General features: G+C 67.0%; 21 protein-coding genes. 13 read left to right on the top strand and 8 right to left on the bottom strand.

Features of this window, described 5'->3' with window-relative positions; translation table 11 throughout:
- Positions 1–542: 542 nt before the first annotated feature.
- The 11 genes from SLW55_RS14680 to acpA all read left to right on the top strand — a co-directional run bounded on the left by SLW55_RS14680 (position 543) and on the right by acpA (position 7,463).
- Positions 543–779 (top strand): DUF1161 domain-containing protein, encoded by a 237-nt coding sequence (locus tag SLW55_RS14680; RefSeq protein WP_017911432.1) that lies wholly within the window; start codon positions 543–545, stop codon positions 777–779.
- A gap of 82 nt (positions 780–861) precedes the next feature.
- A complete protein-coding gene (locus tag SLW55_RS14685) occupies positions 862–1,164 on the top strand; it encodes a hypothetical protein (RefSeq protein ID WP_295928866.1) in 303 nt (100 codons plus the stop codon).
- A 9-nt stretch (positions 1,165–1,173) separates the two neighbouring features.
- Positions 1,174–1,620, top strand: coding sequence for a hypothetical protein (locus SLW55_RS14690; protein ID WP_152237924.1), 447 nt, complete (start codon positions 1,174–1,176; stop codon positions 1,618–1,620).
- Positions 1,621–1,942: 322 nt separating this feature from the next.
- Positions 1,943–2,251, top strand: coding sequence for a cyclic-phosphate processing receiver domain-containing protein (locus SLW55_RS14695; protein WP_152237925.1), 309 nt, complete (start codon positions 1,943–1,945; stop codon positions 2,249–2,251).
- A 389-nt stretch (positions 2,252–2,640) separates the two neighbouring features.
- On the top strand, positions 2,641–2,937 hold the full coding sequence (locus SLW55_RS14700) for a DUF2695 domain-containing protein (protein WP_267100117.1): 297 nt from the start codon (positions 2,641–2,643) through the stop codon (positions 2,935–2,937).
- A gap of 15 nt (positions 2,938–2,952) precedes the next feature.
- Positions 2,953–3,246, top strand: a complete 294-nt coding sequence (locus SLW55_RS14705; RefSeq protein ID WP_152240409.1) for a hypothetical protein — start codon at positions 2,953–2,955, stop codon at positions 3,244–3,246.
- 18 nt (positions 3,247–3,264) lie between these two features.
- A complete protein-coding gene (locus SLW55_RS14710; protein WP_267100116.1) occupies positions 3,265–3,603 on the top strand; it encodes a hypothetical protein in 339 nt (112 codons plus the stop codon).
- A complete protein-coding gene (locus tag SLW55_RS14715) occupies positions 3,600–3,989 on the top strand; it encodes a VOC family protein (RefSeq protein WP_017907682.1) in 390 nt (129 codons plus the stop codon). Before SLW55_RS14710 ends, SLW55_RS14715 begins: the two co-directional genes overlap by 4 nt.
- A gap of 268 nt (positions 3,990–4,257) precedes the next feature.
- Positions 4,258–5,256 carry an AI-2E family transporter gene (locus tag SLW55_RS14720; RefSeq protein WP_043095472.1) on the top strand — a complete coding sequence of 333 codons (999 nt, stop codon included), beginning with the start codon at positions 4,258–4,260 and terminating at the stop codon, positions 5,254–5,256.
- A 38-nt stretch (positions 5,257–5,294) separates the two neighbouring features.
- A complete protein-coding gene (locus SLW55_RS14725; RefSeq protein ID WP_320745345.1) occupies positions 5,295–5,585 on the top strand; it encodes a hypothetical protein in 291 nt (96 codons plus the stop codon).
- A 159-nt stretch (positions 5,586–5,744) separates the two neighbouring features.
- Positions 5,745–7,463, top strand: a complete 1,719-nt coding sequence (acpA, locus tag SLW55_RS14730; protein WP_320745346.1) for an acid phosphatase — start codon at positions 5,745–5,747, stop codon at positions 7,461–7,463.
- Positions 7,464–7,531: 68 nt separating this feature from the next.
- On the opposite strand, the gene SLW55_RS14735 is transcribed toward acpA, so the two are convergent.
- Entirely contained in the window at positions 7,532–8,836 is a 1,305-nt protein-coding gene (locus SLW55_RS14735; protein WP_320745347.1) for an MFS transporter, read from the bottom strand.
- Positions 8,837–9,213: 377 nt separating this feature from the next.
- Here SLW55_RS14735 and SLW55_RS14740 point away from each other — a divergent pair, with 377 nt between their 5' ends.
- Together SLW55_RS14740 and SLW55_RS14745 are read left to right on the top strand one after the other, a co-directional pair.
- Positions 9,214–9,681 (top strand): metallophosphoesterase family protein, encoded by a 468-nt coding sequence (locus tag SLW55_RS14740; RefSeq protein WP_320745348.1) that lies wholly within the window; start codon positions 9,214–9,216, stop codon positions 9,679–9,681.
- Positions 9,682–9,828: 147 nt separating this feature from the next.
- Positions 9,829–10,257, top strand: a complete 429-nt coding sequence (locus tag SLW55_RS14745; RefSeq protein ID WP_152181846.1) for a hypothetical protein — start codon at positions 9,829–9,831, stop codon at positions 10,255–10,257.
- A 58-nt stretch (positions 10,258–10,315) separates the two neighbouring features.
- On the opposite strand, the gene SLW55_RS14750 is transcribed toward SLW55_RS14745, so the two are convergent.
- The 7 genes from SLW55_RS14750 to SLW55_RS14780 all read right to left on the bottom strand — a co-directional run bounded on the left by SLW55_RS14750 (position 10,316) and on the right by SLW55_RS14780 (position 17,589).
- Positions 10,316–11,887: an SDR family oxidoreductase gene (locus SLW55_RS14750; RefSeq protein WP_320745349.1), complete on the bottom strand. Its 1,572-nt coding sequence runs from the start codon at positions 11,885–11,887 to the stop codon at positions 10,316–10,318.
- A 234-nt stretch (positions 11,888–12,121) separates the two neighbouring features.
- Positions 12,122–12,679 (bottom strand): ankyrin repeat domain-containing protein, encoded by a 558-nt coding sequence (locus SLW55_RS14755; protein WP_320745350.1) that lies wholly within the window; start codon positions 12,677–12,679, stop codon positions 12,122–12,124.
- A 66-nt stretch (positions 12,680–12,745) separates the two neighbouring features.
- Positions 12,746–14,269 (bottom strand): catalase KatB, encoded by a 1,524-nt coding sequence (gene katB / locus SLW55_RS14760; protein WP_320745351.1) that lies wholly within the window; start codon positions 14,267–14,269, stop codon positions 12,746–12,748.
- A gap of 530 nt (positions 14,270–14,799) precedes the next feature.
- On the bottom strand, positions 14,800–15,297 hold the full coding sequence (locus SLW55_RS14765) for a hypothetical protein (RefSeq protein WP_267100109.1): 498 nt from the start codon (positions 15,295–15,297) through the stop codon (positions 14,800–14,802).
- Positions 15,298–15,662: 365 nt separating this feature from the next.
- Positions 15,663–16,190 (bottom strand): DUF6624 domain-containing protein, encoded by a 528-nt coding sequence (locus SLW55_RS14770; RefSeq protein WP_106405187.1) that lies wholly within the window; start codon positions 16,188–16,190, stop codon positions 15,663–15,665.
- 77 nt (positions 16,191–16,267) lie between these two features.
- Positions 16,268–17,410: a hypothetical protein gene (locus SLW55_RS14775; RefSeq protein WP_267100108.1), complete on the bottom strand. Its 1,143-nt coding sequence runs from the start codon at positions 17,408–17,410 to the stop codon at positions 16,268–16,270.
- A gap of 11 nt (positions 17,411–17,421) precedes the next feature.
- Complete coding sequence (locus tag SLW55_RS14780; RefSeq protein ID WP_157835383.1) at positions 17,422–17,589, bottom strand: hypothetical protein; 168 nt, start codon at positions 17,587–17,589, stop codon at positions 17,422–17,424.
- Between the last annotated feature and the right edge of the window lie 10 nt (positions 17,590–17,599).

Below are 17,599 nucleotides of genomic sequence, written 5' to 3' on the forward strand. Positions count from 1 at the left end.
AAGGCGGTCAACCGGACCTCGGGCTACCTGCAGTATCGGGCGTCGGAGAGCGGCAAGCTGGTGCTGCAGTACCCAGCACAGCAGAAGCCGCCGACGGGTCTCTTCACTTACAACACGTTTCCCAACGGAAATGCATCGATCGAGTTCAGCAACGGCGGCTACCGGTACAGCCTGTTCGACCCGCGCAGATCCGCTTCGTCCATCTCCGTCTCCTGACCTGGAGCATCGGACAAGACCACGCAGATCGCCTGCGGCCCAAACCAGACCCTCCAGCTCAACTACACGATGCGGTTGATGTACGACGCAGGCCTTTGGGTCGATCCCTGAGTGCGCCGAAACAGGCCGCGGCGTCGGCGTCCCGCTCCTCCCGACCGGCCGCCGACCGAGTGCGGTGGCGGTAGCGGTCGATGCAATTTGCGCTTGCTACACTCGGCGCGGCGGCACTGCTCCCGAGAGCGACCAGGTCGACCGCCATGCCAAAGCCGCCACACCTTACTTTTTTTCCGCAACCTCTTTCTCCCTCATCGACTATCGGTGCCACCATGAAACAGACCATCGCATTTCTCCTGCTTGCCTTCGCCTCCTCGTCCGCTTTCGCGGCCAGCAGATACTGCGAGGAGTTGAAGGCCGAGCTCACCGCGAAACTCGATGCCCACGGCGTCAAGGACTACACGCTGGAGATCGTCGACAACGCCGACATCAAGGATCGGAAGGTCATCGGCACTTGCGCTGCAGGGAGCAAGAAGATCGTCTACAGCAAGAACAAGCCGTCGACCTGATCGACAGGAGCGGTCACCTCATGCGAGTAGCTTGGAGCGACGGGACGCGACGTATCGTCCTTGCGCAACGGATGGGCACGTCATGCAGGTAGTGGATCACGCGCCTCATGCCTGGTTCCTCCTGCGCGATGACGACACGCTCCTGCTCGACGTCAACTGCAGCCATGGGCCGGTCGGCTACGCATGGACCATGGCGTTGAACGAGGAAGAAGCGGCGCAGTACCACGCGCTCGGGCGCGATGTCATCGTGCAGCTCGCCGAACAGGTGCAATGGACCGCGCCAGGGGTACTGGGCAGCCGGTCGCCGTATCTCGGCCGCAAAGTGGATGCCGAGACTCGCCAGCGCGTCACCCTGGCCATCAAGGCCTGGAATCAGAGCGACTGACGATCCTGGGTGTTCTACCTGGAAATCAACGCAACTCTTCTGATCGTGCCAACTGCATTGCGCAAGCCACATCCGGCGATCGGCGGATGCACCCCGACCGGATCGCCAGCGCAAGCCACCCCTTATCGCATCCAGCCCGGCTCTGGCAGGATCCATGACAGGCCAGGCACCCGGAAAGAGAAAGCCGCCATGCATGACATGACCTGGAGCGCTTCCGAGAAAAAGGCAGCCAGGGCACTGTTCGACACCGCGCTTCAACGCGAACTCCAAGCCTATCTCCAAGAGTTCAAACGCAGTGCCGCGAGCATCGACACGCCGGGCGCTCTATGGCCCTTGGTCAAACAGGCGATAAAAAAGCAGCGCGAAATCGCTCAGACATACGACTACCGTATTCTCAGCTCACCCTCGTCTTCGCCGTCCTTTTGCGTCGCGGCATCATGCAGGAAGCGGAAGTAGGCGCGGTTGGTGACGAGAAGGCCAGGCACATCATCGCCCTTGCAATCCTGAAGGCGTGATGTATCCGATCGCGTGTCGAACTGCCGTCGTCTACGGCACACGATGCAGTACGCCGGCACCAATACCCGCCGGAAGGCCTTGTGTTCCGACATACGCTGCTACGGATGTGCTGAGTTTATGGCGATTCGCCGGCTGATGCAGCGCGCCGCGTCGCCCTTTTCTCGCGGCATTGCGAGATCGCGCCGACGCTCGGACTGTAGTAGGTTCATCGCGTATGGGTCGATGGGCAGACCCGCCGACGCGAAGACAGGTGCCGATTGCCATGCGTGTATTTCTGGACGATGAGCGCGAGACACCCGCAGGATGGACAAGAGCCTATTGGCCGGATGACGTCATCGCACTGCTCCAGACCGGGAAGGTAGAGGAACTCAGCCTGGACCATGATCTCGGCGACGATGCACGCGGAACCGGTTACGACGTGGTGCTCTGGATCGAGGAAGCAGTGGCACTTCGGTCCTTCGTCCCGCCCAGGATGCACGTCCATTCTGCAAACACCTCGGCGAGAGATAAGATGCGTCTTGGCATCAAGGCGATCGAGCGGCTAGCGATAAAGAACAGACCCAGTGCATGATCTCATTGCGATGCGGCTGAGATGATGGAGAAGCAGACTGCTTGTCCGGCCCGTGCCTACTGCTCCAATACCTGACACTCGCAGATGATCAATCCAGATTGGACAACCAGAGGCAAATCGGTCGCGCAGTTGATCGAAGAGCTCAAGACATTCGAGAACCAGGACATGGAGGTCAGAATCTCCGTCGATGGCGGAAACACGTCCTTCCCGATTTCGCTAGTTGGCAAGACGGATGGCAAGTATGCCGTCTTGAGGAATTGCGAGGACAATCCTTCCATCGTTCATCATGTGTCTGAGGGTGGTTAGCGATTCATTGGCGCGGTACTTCAATCTCAGCTTTCACACTGATGGCAATCCTCGCCGCAGCGTCCTCCCCGTGACAGTCGACAATGACAGAGAATCCGGAAGCCCAACGTCGCAACGCGCCCCGCACGACAATGCAGCCCGAGCAGCGCGCATCCGAAGAGACCGCGCTTCCCCTTCCCAAGGAAACGCTCTGGGCCTTGTTCGATTACTTGAACGACGTACTCGCCGATGGCTGCGATCATTCATTGCGGCTCACCACACAGTTCCTCGCGTCCCAGGATGTCGCTCCGGAGTCGGTCATCCCCTGGCTCGGTGCGCACGGAGGCTTCTGCGATTGCGAGGTGCTGTTCAATGTCGAGGAGCGCTGGGGCAAGCCGTGACCGGACATCGACCTGATGCATGACCTTCCGCATCACTTCCTGGCCGATCTGCTGCTGCATCCTGCGCAACCAGGAAGCAAGGCGACTGCGCTCGTCTCCGGCCAGTGGTGCGCCATTCTCTGCATCGACCAGCAACAGTGGTCGGCCCGCCTCACCTTCACCGGCAGCCCGGCGCCCGGGGTTACGTTCCGCGCAGGGGTACAGTTGCTGATGCCTGACGCACTTGCCCACTTCCCGGCGGGCGCCGATTTCACGCTCTGGGCGAACGGCAGCGAAGGGACAGGCCACGTGGTCTTGAGGGCGGCCTGACAGGCACACGATATCCGCATGCACATCGACATCACCCACCACGTGGACGCCAGCGAGCCCGACGACGGGTACGGTTACTCCTATGCCTACACCCTCTACCGCTTCAGCGACGGCAGCGATCGGTTGCTGGCGCGCAGCTACGACGACGATGCGGATCATGCGCATTTCCTGAACATCGAAGTGGACGGGCACGTGCGCTTGATGATCGACGCGGACCTGCGGCATCCGCTGCTGCTGGCCGCCGCGGCGTACCTGGGCGAGACCGGCAAGCGTAGACTGCGCTGGCTGAGCGGCCGCGGCGACGGTTACGAGCCCCTGCCCGCCCAGCCCACCATCGGACCAGCGGAGGCTCCATGAAGCGCGTCACCGGGATTGGCGGCATCTTCTTCAAGGCACAGGACCCGGCCGCGCTGCAGGCCTGGTACCAGCGGCATCTCGGCATCGACGTGCAGGCCTGGGGCGGCACCGCCTTCGCCTGGAACGACGGCAGCGGCGCGCCGGTCACCGGCTCCACCGTCTGGTCGATCGGCGCGGCGGCGCAGGAGCCGCACTTCTCGCCCGGCACGGCACCCTTCATGATCAATTACCGGGTGCACGATCTGCACGCGCTGGTCGCGGCGCTGCGCGAGGAAGGCTGCCACGTGCTGGACCGCATCGACGAATCCGAATACGGCGCCTTCGCCTGGGTCATCGACCCGGAAGGCAACAAAGTGGAGCTCTGGCAGCCGCCCGCCGGGCAGTAGTGCCCGCTCCGGCCGGTCGACTGGCCGGCCGGTAGCACGGGACGCCCGACCGGTCAGCGTCGAACCAGCCCCGCCGACATCGCCCGTGCACGCCGACCGATGGATTGGCGCCGCCGACCGACGGCACACGATCTTCGCTCGCCCTGCACTGCGCTATCACTACTGTCCGCGCTCATTGTCCTGATCGGGATCCGCGCCACCGATGAATGCCTCCCTCCCGAGTTCCCCCTCGCCCCTGCGTCCCTTCGCGGCGCGGGTCCTGGTCGTCATGGCGCTGGGCGCGCTGGCGCTGCTGGCCTGGCAGTTGTCGGAGCTGCTGCTGATCGTGTTCGGTGCGGTGGTGGTGGGCGTGCTGCTGCACGGGCTGGCCACGCTGTTGCGCAAATGGTTGCCGCTACCGGAATGGGCGGCGCTGGCGCTGGTGATCCTGGTGCTGGTGCTGGCGCTGTCGGCGATCGTGCTGTTGTTCGGCGCCGAGGTCGCCGCGCAGATCGACACCTTCCGCGCCACCTTGCCGGCAGCCTGGAACAAGTTCCATGCCTGGCTGCAGTCCGGCCCGCTGGGGCCGCAGATCGAGCGCATCCCCGACCAGTTGCGCGACGGCGCCTCGACCCTGGCCACGCATGCCGGCGCCATCGTGCTGTCGGCCGGCGGCGGCGTCACCGACGCGGTGCTGATGATGGTCGGCGGGCTGTACCTGGCCGCGCAGCCGCGGCTGTATCGCCAGGGCCTGCTGCACCTGCTGCCGCGCGACCGTCGCGGCGTCGCCGACGAGGCGCTGACCGCCAGCGGCCAGGCGCTGCGCGCGTGGCTGACCGGCCAGTTGCTGGCGATGGCGGTGATCGGCACCCTGACCGGCATCGGCCTGTGGCTGCTGGGCGTGCCGGTGGCGCTGGGCATCGGCCTGTTGACCGCGCTGCTGGACTTCATCCCGATCGTCGGCCCGATCGTGGCCGCGGTCCCGGCGATCCTGCTGGGCTTCACGGTCAGCCCGCAGGTGGCGCTGGGCGCGCTGCTGCTGTTCGTGGTCCTGCAGCAACTCGAAGGCCACGTGCTGCAGCCGCTGATCCAGGCGCGCGCGGTGGACCTGCCGCCAGCGCTGCTGCTGTTCTCGCTGTTCGGTATCGGCGTGCTGTTCGGGCCTATGGGCGTGGTGCTGGCGGCGCCGCTCACCGTGGTGCTCTACGTGCTGGTCAAGCGCCTGTACGTGCAACATGCGCTGGGCGATGCCGAGGGCGCGGAGGGCGCCGGAAAGCCCGCCGCCTGATCTGCGGTGCGTGCTCCCACCCCGCCCCGCACGCGACGATGCCCACCGATCCGCAGGACCTGCAACGCGATCTGGCCGAGACCTTGCACTGTGCCGCCGCGTACAACGACAAGGGCTATGCCTGGCTCGGACACGATGCCCAGCAGATCGCCGACATGCAGTACCGGTTCCAGGCCCAGTTGACGGAACTGGCCGTGCGCCTGGGCGAGGCGCGACTCGGCGCGGCGCTGAGCACCGCCATCGCCAGCGGCGCGGCCGCGCGCGACGGCTCGGGCGACTATGTGGTGCTGTGCGAGGAGGTATTCGGCCGCGCGCGGGTGCGCCGCTGACGGCCTCGGGCACCGACTGGCGCAGCGTCATCCAGCGTCACGGGAGCGCGGCCTGCGATACGGCCGCTGAACGCCGGTCCCGCGCTGGGACCGGCTGGCTTTGACTTGTCATTCACGCGGCCCACACTGGCGGGTGCCTTTCCCTCGCCCGATGACCCCGTGAAGAAGCCGCCCCAGGATCCCGCGTCCACCCCGCCCGCCGACACCGACACCGACACCACCCCCGAAAACCCGCAACGCCGGCGCCTGCTCGGCGGCCTGGCGCTGGCCGGCAGCGCCCTGGCGCTCGGCGGCCCCGCCGAAGCCCACGCCGAGAGCCCCAAGCGCGCGCCAGCGCGTGCGCTGTCCGCGACAGAACTGGATCGGCAGCTGCGGCAGAAGATCGAGCACGTGGTGGTGATCTACGCCGAGAACCGCAGCTTCAACAATCTGTTCCCCGAGTTCCCCGGGCTGCAGCAGCCGCTGTCCAAGGTGACGCCGGCGCAGGCGCGGCAGATGGACCGCGACGGCAGCGTGCTCGACATCCTGCCGCCGATCTGGGGCGGACTGGCGCCGGACGAACAGGTGGTGGCGCATCGCCGCTACAAGATCGGCGAGGACGCGATCGGGCCGCTGCCCAATGCGCCGTTCGCGCTGCGCACGCCGGACGGCCAGCTGCTGCCGCACGGCATCGTGACCCGCGACCTGGTGCATCGCTTCTACGAGAATCAGATGCAGATCAACGGCGGCCGCAACGACGGCTTCGCCGCGTGGAGCGACGCCGGCGGCCTGGTGATGGGCCACTACGCCGACGCGCCGGCCACGCTGCGGCTGTGGAGCCTGGCCCGCGACTACACGCTGTGCGACAACTTCTTCATGGGCGCGTTCGGCGGTTCGTTCCTCAACCACCAGTACCTGATCGCCGCGCAGGCGCCGTACTACCCCAAGGCCGACAGCAGCCCGGGGCGGACGCAGATCAGCGTGCTGGCCAGCGACCGGCCCGACGAGATCCGCCTGGCGGTGCAGGACGATTCGCCGGGTACCGCGCTCAACGGCCGGCCGCGCTTCGTGCGCAACGGCGCGCTGACCCCGGATTTCTGGGCGATCAATACCCTGAGCCCGCCGTTCCAGCCCAGCACCAGCCAGGACCCGACGCGCCCGGACTACGCCGACCCCAACAGCCCCAACACGCTGCCGCCGCAGACCCACCGCCACATCGGCGACGCGCTCGACGCCAAGGGCGTGGACTGGGCCTGGTACGCCGGCGGCTGGGCGCTGGCGGTGCAGGGCAAGGGCGACACCGGCGACACCAACGAGTTCCCGGGCAGTCCCAACTTCCAGATCCACCACCAGCCGTTCAACTACTTCGCCAACCTCGCCCCGGGCACGCCGGCGCGGGCGCGCCGGCTGCGCGACGGCGGCCTGGGCGACACCGCCCCGGAGAACCGCTTCCTCGCCGACGTGCAGGCCGGCACGTTGCCGCCGGTGACGTTCTACAAGCCGCAGGGCAACCTCAACATGCACGCCGGCTACTCCGACGTGGCCGCCGGCGATCGCCACATCGCGATGGTGGTGGACGCGCTGCGCAACAGCCCACTGTGGGAGAAGACCGTCGTGTTCATCACCTTCGACGAGAACGGCGGCTGGTGGGATCACGTGGCCCCGCCCAAGGCCGACCGCTGGGGCCCGGGCTCGCGCATCCCGGCGCTGGTGGTGTCGCCGCACGCCAAGCGCGGCCACGTCGACCACAGCGTCTACGACACCGGCTCGATCCTGCGCTTCATCACCCGCCGCTTCGGCCTGGAGCCGTTGCCGGGCCTGGTCGAGCGCGAACGTGCGATGCACGCTGCCAGCGGCGTGGTGCCGGGCGACCTCACCGCCGCGCTGGACCTGGCCTAGGCCGGCGCGGGTTGCGCAGGGCGGGGCGGACTGCCGCCGCCCTGCCCCGCGTCCAGGCAATGCGGCACTCAGGCGGCGTGGAACGTGCCAGCGCCGCGCTGGCGGCGGAACAGCAGCAAGGTGCAGGCCAGGCCGATCAGCGCCGCCAGCGACAGCCACAGCGCCGGGGCAGCGCGGCTGTGGGTGGTATGGATCAGCCAGGTCGACACCGCCGGGGTGAAGCCGCCCATCGTCGCAGTGGCCAGGCTGTAGGCCAGCGAGAAGCCGGTGGTGCGCACCTCGGCGGGCATCACCTCGGTCAGCGCCACCACCATCGCACCGTTGTAGGCACCGTACAGCAGCGACAGCCACTCGCCGACCAGCAGCAACCGCACGAACGAGGGCGCGTCGACCAGCCACTGCAGCGCCGGCCACACCGTCAGCAACATGGCCACGCTGGCGAACACCAGCAGCGGCTTGCGGCCGATGCGGTCGCTCAGCGCGCCCATCACCGGCAGCCACACGAAATTGGACAGGCCGATGCAGCCGGTCACCACCAGGCTGTCGAGCTCGCTCAGGTGCAGCTCGGCGCGGCCGTAGGTCGGCATGTAGGCGGTGATCAGGTAGAACGACACGGTGGTCATCATCACCATGCCCACGCCGGCCAGGATCAATCCGACATTGGCGCGCAGCGAACGGGCGATGCCGGCCAGGTCCGGGGCCTGACGCGCGGCGAACTCCGGGGTTTCCTGCAGCGAGCGGCGGATCAGGAAGATCAGCGGCACGATCAGGCTGCCGATGGCGAACGGCACGCGCCAGCCCCAGCTGTCCATCGTGCTGTCGGAGAGCAGCGCGTGCAGGGCCACGCCGAGCGCAGCGGCGAACACCACCGCCACCTGCTGGCTGGCCGACTGCCAGGCCACGTAGAAGCCGCGCCGGCCCGGCGTGGCGATCTCGGCCAGATACACCGACACGCCGCCCAGCTCGGCGCCGGCGGAGAAGCCCTGCAGCAGGCGGCCGAGCAGCACCAGCAACGGCGCCAGCACGCCGATGGTGCCGTAGCCGGGGACGAAGGCGATCAGCAGCACGCCGGCCGACATCAGCCCCAGGGTCAGGATCAGGCCCTTGCGACGCCCGTGCCGGTCGATGTAACCGCCGAGCACCAGCGCGCCGATCGGCCGCATCAGAAAGCCGGCGCCGAACGTGGCCAGCGACAGCATCAGCGAGGCGAACGCGCTATGCGACGGGAAGAACGCATGGCCGATGGCCGTGGCATAGAAGCCATAGACCATGAAGTCGTACATCTCGAGGAAGTTGCCGGTGACCACGCGGAACACGGCGGCGGCGCCGTGCGGCGCGGCCTCGGCGGCGGGGGGCGTAGCGGAAGAAGTCATCGATCGGAGTCTGCTGGAGAAGAAACGGCACCGCCTTGCGATGTCGTGCGACGGCACGGGCGGCGCGCGCGGCAACGGTACAACACGTCGCGTACGCATGCCGCCATGACGCTGCACGTCGCTACGTACGGGTTAATGCACAGCGGTACGACGCCCAGGCCGGAACTGCCGCTGATGCAACATCGGGTGCATCCCGATACGCGCCGGTGATGCACCAAGCGTCGATGTCGATGTCGATGTCGATACGATCTCTACGTCCGCTCTCGGCTCGCTGGCGCCATCGCCTCACGAAACAGGCCAGCACGCGCAGGTCGCAACGACGCCACCACGTCCGAACGGGTAGCCTGCACGCTGTCACGCACCAGGAAGCGCCACCGATGCGTCCCGTTCGACCGCTACATCTCGGCGTGATCGCCGATACCCATGGCCTGCTGCGCCCCGAGGCGCTGGCGGCCTTGCGCGGCTGCGCCGCGATCGTGCATGCCGGCGACATCGGCAAACCGGACGTGATCGACGCACTGCGGGAACTGGCACCGCTACACGCGATCCGCGGCAACATCGACACCGCGCCATGGGCACAGGCGCTGCCCGAGACCCTGGACCTGGACATCGACGGCGTGCGCCTGCACGTGCGCCACGACCTGAAGACGCTGGATCACGTCGCCGACGGCGTGGACGTGGTGATCAGCGGCCACTCGCACAAGCCCTTGCTGGAGACCCGCGACGGCGTGCTCTACCTCAACCCGGGCAGTGCCGGGCCGCGCCGTTTCCGCCTGCCGATCAGCCTCGGCCACCTGTATCTGACACCGACCGGCCCGCGCGGCGAGTTACAGATCCTGGGCTAGCGCAGGCGGTTCCCGCGCCGTGGCGCAGCGACACGCGACGGGCAGGCGACGAACGCGCGCGATCTTCGCTACAGTGGAGGCGGGGAGGCGTGCGGCCAGCGGAAGGCGTGGCGACGCCAGGATGCGGCAATGCGATGGGGAGCGAGCATGCGCAAGGGATGGAACGTGTTCGGCAAGGTCGGCCTCGGCCGCATGACCAGGGACGAGTACCAGGCCAATCTCAACGGCCTGAACATGTTCTTCGGTGCCGTCCTGGGCCTGGTGCTCACCGGCACCGAGCGCCTCAACGCCTGGCAGTTCGGTGTGGTCCTGGGCGTCCTCGCCAGCCTGGTCATCTCGATCCTGTTCATTTCCAGCAGCCGGCACCGGGTGGCGTACGCGATCTACACTCTGCTGATGGTGCTGGCGCTACCGAAGGTGATCGACGTGATGCTCAAGGGCCAGGCCCTGCTGCCGGACAAGGTGCAGCCGACGCTGATCGTGTGGACCATGATGACCATCATGGTCGAGTTCTGGGGCCGCGAGAAGGACGCCGAGAACGCTGCCGCGACGGCCGTGGACCGCACGCTCGGCTAGACGGCGCGCAGGCGCGGACGCACGTCGCGCACCGTCGCGATCGCGGCGGCGCGTCGCCTCACCAATCCGTCGGCGCGTAGTCCTTGAGGAACTGGCCCCACACGTGCTCGCCGGTGTTGAAGCCGTGGATGATCGGATCGACGATGCGCGCGGCGCCGTCGACGATGTCCAGCGGCGGATGGAAGCGCTCTTCCTCCACCTTGCGCGCGGCGATCTCGGCCGGATCCTCGTCGGTGACCCAGCCGGTGTCCACGCTGTTCATGTGGATGCCGTCGTTCTGGTAGTCGGCCGCCGAGGTGCGGGTCATCATGTTCAACGCGGCCTTGGCCATGTTGGTGTGCGGATGCCGGGTGGTCTTGAAGTTGCGGTAGAACTGCCCCTCCATCGCCGACACGTTGACGATGTGCTTGTCGCGCTCGGGCGTGCGCAGCATCAGCGGCTTGAGCCGCGCGTTGAGGACGAACGGCGCGACCGCGTTGACCAGTTGCGTCTCCAGCAGTTCCACCGAGGACACTTCGTCCAGCAGCAGGCGCCAGGAGTTGCGCCCGCGCAGGTCGACCTGCTGCAGGTCCTGGTCCAGGCGCCCCTCCGGGAACAGGTGCTGCTGGGCGAGCAGGTCGTCGGCCAGCAGCGGCACCTGCGACAGTTCGGCGGCGCGCAGCAGGCCGTCGGCACCGCTGCGCCCCTGGCCCGCCCCGGCCATCTGCGTGTTGCCCCCAGCCGGCAGCAGATCGGGACCGCGCAGGCCTTCGTATTGGCCCACCAGCCGGCGCACGTGCTCGGGCAGGTCGTGCAGCGCGGCGGTCTCGCCGGCCAGCATGTGCGCGTAGAACTGCGGCGGCCGGCGCACGGTCTGACAGGCGTTGTTGACGATGAAATCCAGGCGGCTGCGAGTCGCCAGCAGCTCGCTGCAGAACGCCTCGACGCTGGGCGTGTGGCGCAGGTCCAGCCCGTACACCTGCAGGCGGTGGCCCCACTCGGCGAAATCCGGCTCTTCCGCGTAGCGCGCTGCCGAGTCGCGCGGGAAGCGCGTGGTCACGATCAGCTCCGCACCCGCACGCAGCAGCTTGAGCCCGGCCTGGTAGCCGATCTTGACCCGGCCGCCGGTGAGCAGCGCCACGCGCCCGCGCAGGTCCGCGGTCTCGGTGCGCTTGAAGTAGTTCAGCTCGGCGCAGGGCGGGCACATCTGGTCGTAGAAGTGATGCAGCTCGGTGTACTTCTGCTTGCACACGTAGCAGTGGCGCAACTCGGGCGAATGCACCGCCGGCGCCTCGGCCACGGCCTGCGCATGGGTCAGCGCTTCCGGGGTGTGCGGCGGGAAATAGTTGGGCGTACTGAATACCGGTTTGCGCCGCAGCGCGCGGATGCCGGTCTGCGCCAGCAGCTCCTCGGCCTTGCGCACCTTCTCCTGGTGGCGCTCGCGCGCCTGTTCCTTGAGCAGCTTGCGCCGCGCCTTGGGCTCGGGATTGAAGACCTGGGCGACCACCTGCAGCAGACGCACCCGCTCGGCTTCCGGCAGGGTATCGAGCACGCGCCGGTCGGCGGCGATGGTCTCGAGCAGGTCCAGGGCGATGCGCAGGCGCTCGGCCAGGGGCAGGTCGTCGGGAGAAACAGGGGCAGTGGCGTTCAAGAAAGATCCGGGATGGGCGACGGCGAGCCGCGGCAGAGCGCCGGCACGATGCCGACAGGGCAGCACGCGGCCCTGATGCGCCACCGTCCGCAGAAGCGGGAACGGCAGCGGCACAGGCCGCGGCGGGCCGGAGGGACCGGCCACCCCAGCATTTTCGCCGATCCGCGGCTTGCGATCCACGCGCGCTGCGATCGCCGTGCCCGACACCCCGCCCCGGAGGCGGGCCGGGGCCGCTCAGCGCGCTGGTGTGGTCGCGAACTCGCCGCGCTGCAGCTTGGCCACGTCGTTGCCTTGCGCATCCCTGGCCTGCAGGTCGGCGCCCTTGGCGGCGAGGTCCTTCAGCACCTCGGTGCGCTGGAACAGCGCCGCATACATGGCCGCGGTCTGACCGGCGTTGTTGCGCTGGTCCGGCGCGCAATCGGCCTGCATCAGCCGCTTGGCGATGCTCAGCTCGCCCTTGAAGATGGCGCCCATCAACGCGGTGTTGCCGCGCTTGTCCTGCGCGCAGGGGTCGGCCCCGGCGCGCAGCAACTGCTCCACCGCTGCCTGCTGGCCGTGGTAGGCGGCCAGGATCAGCGCGGTGTAACCCTTGTCGTCGCGCGTGTCGAGGTCGTAATGGGCGCGGATGAACTCGGCCAGCATGTCCTGGCGGCCCTGCCGCGCGGCATCGAAGAAGTAGCTGCGCAATTGCGCCTGGACCGCGGCCGGATCGGGCGCCGCAGGCGTAGGTGGTGCGGCGGCGGCCGTGGCGCTCACGGCGAGGCCGAGGAAAAAGAGAACAACACGACGCATGGGGGGGTCTCCGCAAGAAAGGTGCGCGGCGCGGCGATACCGCCACCGGGCCGCGCATGGGACGGATCAATCCTGCAGCTGCGCGGCCAGTTGCTTGACCCGCGCCAGGTCGCCCTTGGCCACCCGCGTCACGCCACTGCCGTAGGCGGGGTCGGCCTTGTACAGGAACGACAGCATGAGGTGCTTGCTCGCGTCGTCGGTGCCGGCCAGCGATTCGCCGAAGCTCTGGATCAGGTCCTGCTGCTCCTTCTTGCTGTAGCTGCGGAACAGTTCGCCGGCCTGCTTGAAGTTCTGCTCACGCGTGATTTTGGCCTGCTGGGTGGTGCCGGATAGCGGCAACTGGCTGTAGCGCGCGTTCGGATCCTGCGGCCGCGGGCTGAGCCGGCTCGGTTCGTAGTTCACGCCGCTGCTGGTGCTGCCGGCATTCATCGCGCCGTCCTGGTTGCCGTTGTTGACCGCCACGCGCGGCCGGTTCACCGGCAGGCCCAGGCCATTGGTGCCGACGCGGTACAACTGCGTGTCGGCGTAGGAGAAGATCCGCCCCTGCAGCAGGCGGTCTTCCGACGGCTCGATGCCCGGTACCAGGTTGGCCGGCGCCATCGCCACCTGCTCGGTCTCCTGGAAGAAGTTGTCCACGTTCCTGTTCAGCACCATCTGCCCGATCTTGCGCTCGGGCACGCCCGGCCAGATCTTGGTGGCATCCAGCGGGTCGAAATCGAACTTGGCCAGGTCCTCGGGCGCGAGCACCTGGATGTACAGGTCCCACTTCGGATAGTCGCCGCGCTTGATCGCGCCGACCAGGTCATTGGTCAGGTGGCTGTAGTCCTTGCCCTGGACCGCCACCACCTGCTGCGGATCCAGGTTCTTGAGGCCCTGCAGGCTCTTCCAGTGGAACTTGACGTAGTGCACCTGGCCCTGCGCGTTGACCAGCTTGTAGGCATGCACGCCGTTGCCGTCCATGAAGCGGTAGCCGGCCGGCGTGCCTTCGTTGGAGTACAGCAGGGTCAGGGTGCGGGTCGCCTCGGGCACGTGCGAGAAGAAGTCGAAGCGGCGCGCATCGTCGTCGAGGTTGGTGCGCGGGTCCGGCTTGAACGCATGCACCATGTCCGGGAACTTGATCGCATCGCGGATGAAGAAGGTCGGGAAGTTGTTACCCACCAGGTCCCAGTTGCCTTCGCTGGTGTAGAACTTGGTGGCGAAACCGTGCGGATCGCGCAGCGTCTCCGGCGAATGGTTGCCGTGCACCACCGAGGAGAAGCGCACGAATACCGGCGTCGTCGTGCCCGGCGCGAACACCTTGGCCTTGCTCAGGTCGGAGATGTCGGCGGTGGCGGTGAACTCGCCATGCACGCCGGTGCCGCGCGCGTGCACCACGCGCTCGGGGATGCGCTCGCGGTCGAAACGCTGCAGCTTCTGGATGAGTTGCACGTCCTGCAGCAGCGTCGGGCCGTTGGGCCCGGCGGTCTGCGAGTTCTGGTTGTCGCCCACCGGCGCACCGTTGTCGCGGGTGAGCGTGGACTGCGCGGCGCTGGCCGACAGGATCAGGGAAGGCGACAACAGGACAAGCAACAACAGGGATCCAGGGCGCATGGCGTCGGCTCGTGTGAAGGGAGCTGCAGCATGGCGGGAGTGCGACGCGCAGAACATTCGTTCCTTGCAATCGGTGCCATCGACGCGGCCAATCGCGCGCATGCACTGTGACCGCGAACATTGCTGGAGCGCGAAATGCGTTGCAGCTGGCGTGATGGCGCAGCGTCAATCGAAGGTCGTGTCGGCGCAGATCGGCCGCAAAATGTAGACGCGTGTGGCTAACGGCGGGAGTGGTGCTTGCTGGAATGCGCGGGCAGCAGCCGGGCGCGCGCATCGGAAGAGGCGCGCCCAAAAAACGAAGAGGCAGGCTTGCAGTTCTAAAGGCGCAATGCGTCCACCGATTGCAACGCCACACCGCAATGCCGCGGCAAGGGACGTTGCCGATCGCGCATACCGCATGCCTTGGGGCGCGGCCGACGCTTCGGTGCACGATCGACGCGGCGGCAACTGCGAAGGCGTCATTCCTGGGCAAGAGCATGGTGAGCGAGAGGGCCAGTGCGGCAGCCCCGGCTCTGCCGCGATGGCGGACGCTAGCGCTTCGCGCTCAGCGCGCGGCTGCGGTCGGCGAACAGTGTCTGATCGGCGCGGCTGTAGGCCTCGCGCTGCACGGCCGCATCGATGCCGCGCTGGAAGTCGGCGCGGAACCCCGACTCGGTGATGCGCTGGGCGATCAGGAACACCGCGTGCGCTGTGTCGGCGCCAACCGCCTGCGCATCGGGAAAGCCCTGGCGCCGGATCAGATCGGTCAGGCGCTCCTGGCTTTCCTTCTGCGCCGTTCGCACCTCGCGCGCATACGCGCGCAACGAGACGGTGTCGTGCTGCAGCCGCTGCGGCGAATAATCGCGCTTGAGATCGGCGCGGGCCTGTGCGTCGTCGCTGATCAACTGCAGCAGTTGCGTGCGATAGGCCGGATTGGCCGGCGCTGCCGCTGCTGCGTCTTCTGTCGGTGCGCCCGTCGGCTGCGCCACGGCGATGCCGGTCAGCACGCACAACGCCGCTCCGAACGCCCACTGTCTGGCGATTCGCATCATGATTCCCCCTGTCGCCCGCGATACTAGACCAGCGCGCACGACCTGTCCCCGGTCTGGACTCGACAACACAGATCGCCGCCCGCGAGACAGAGGATTATCAACGGGCGTCACGCCTACAGCTCAAACCAAGTCACACAATAGCCGGCGGTCATGCCAACCCGCAATTCGCAGGGCCATCTGCGCTCAGGCGCTTCCGCGGCAGCCTGCCTCGACGCTGACTTGCGCGCGGCCAGACACCGAACCGCGCGCAGGAGTTCCGTGCTGCCCCCTTGTGCGTGGACGAGCCCGCCGCTGCGATCGAACTCGTCCCACTGGATGCAGGTAGAAGGGCCAGATGCCCGGACCGCGACGCCCCCGTCGCCTCAGTGTGCGGCAACATCAGGCGGCAACCCCATCTCGGCTCGGCGCTGCTGCAGGCGTTCGGGTTGCTCGACGTCGAACAGACTGCCATCGGCCTTGTGCTGGGTCCCGTAGAGTTGTGGCTGCCCGCTCAGGACTCGATTTCGATCCACGTACAGCGCAAGGTCCTCCTTGCTGTAGCGTCCCTTCTCGGCGGCAGCCTGGATACCTGTCAGGAACGCGTCGCGGAACGTCCTGTCCGCGGCATGCTGGGCCACCAGAAATCCCGCGTGTGCGCCGTCACTGCCGGCGACGGCCGTATCCGGAAAACCGTACTTGGCCATCAGCGCGGAGAGTGCCTGCTGGTTCTGTTGTTGCGAGGCATGGATCTTCAACGCGAGCGCGCGGGCGCTGCCGGGATCGTTCTGCAACTGCTGCGGCGTATAGTCCTTCAAGACATCTGCGCGGATCTGCTGATCGGCCTGAGCCAACTGCAGGAGCTGTTGCCGGTAGTCGGCGTTGACACCCTCGACCTCGACGGAATGGGCCATCGGTTGCTCCTGTTGAGGACGGGCAAAACTTCCGCCAGCGATCGCAAGCAGGGTGGCCGTGGTGATCAGGCACATCATCATTCGCATAGGGAATTCGCTTCGGATGGAGTGGATGCCCGTGTGGGGGCTTGGGTGGATGGCACGGCCGCCATTGGTCTCTCGAATTCTTGATAACGTGCGGTTGCCCCATGCACCAGCAAAGCGCAGAACCTGCGTGCGATATCCAGTTGCGCGAGCCTCTGATCCAGATACAGGAACTGGCCGCCAGGATTGAGTTCGATGAAGACCAGCTCCCCTCCGTCCGCCGGCACCAGGAAATCGGCGCAAAAAAAGTCGATGGCCAGCGTCTGCCGCAGGCGCTCGAGCTTGGCCAGCAGCCCATCGGGAAGCGCCGTTTCAGCGTAGGTGATCGCAGTCTTGTGTCGCACGGCGCGATAGTCGATCTCGCCTTCCAGCGCGTGCGTCATCTTGACCGCCACGTACTCCCCCTGGAGGCAGACGATGCGCACATCGCCGCGGTGGCGTACCACCTCCTGATAGTTGGTCGGGCACGCGCTGACATCGCCATCGGCCAGGGGTTCTTCGATACGGATGCGTGTCGCATACGACACGCTGTAGCCGGTATTTTCGGACCAAGCGCCGACGTTGAAGGGCTTGACGACCACGCCCTCCGGTTCGCGATCGCGAAAGTCGCGAATGTCTTCCGCGCGGTGGCTGATCAGCGTCCGCGGGATGCGCAGGCCACTGGACGCGGCGATGGCGAGCTGCAACGCCTTCTGGTCCGCCATCAACGCCTGCATCGGTGCATTGATCCAGCGCTGCACGCCGACGCCGCTTCCCATCACCGCCAGTGCACCGAGGTCGAACAGCATTCCCTCGGAACGAATGAATCCCACATCCTGCTCGTGCACACCTGCAGGTGCCGGCTTTTTGAACAGCAAGCGCCGGCACCACGCAGTGTCGTAGCGCAGCGGCGACCCGTCGCGCACGAAGCGGGCGCCGTGCGTATCGCACAGCATCGACCCGCCTAGACCGCTCGGCCAGGCACTGCTGTCGAACAGGTCCACCCTGTGTCCTGCCGCTCCAATCATGGCGGCGATGGTCGCCGCATGGGTATCGTGCTGCGGTGCCACGATCAATATGTTCTTTGCGTCTTCCTGCATCGTCTGGACCCGTTGTGCATCCTCGCCAGATGCATGGCGGCGCTGCAGCACCGCCATGCGCCGCCCGATTAGCTGAAGATGATGATCGTCTCGGTGTCCACGGCTTCGACGATGATGATGATCAGGGTGTCCTGACCGCCACCGCAAGAGATCGCACTGACTTCTTCCTGGGTCATTTCACGCGCGAAACGCTGTGCAACGGGACGCGAATTTTCCGTGTTCACGACAGTTTCCATTCCACTCTCC

The sequence above is a fragment of the Xanthomonas sp. LF06-19 genome (genome assembly GCF_034105425.1).
Classification (GTDB): Bacteria; Pseudomonadota; Gammaproteobacteria; order Xanthomonadales; family Xanthomonadaceae; genus Xanthomonas_A; species Xanthomonas_A sontii.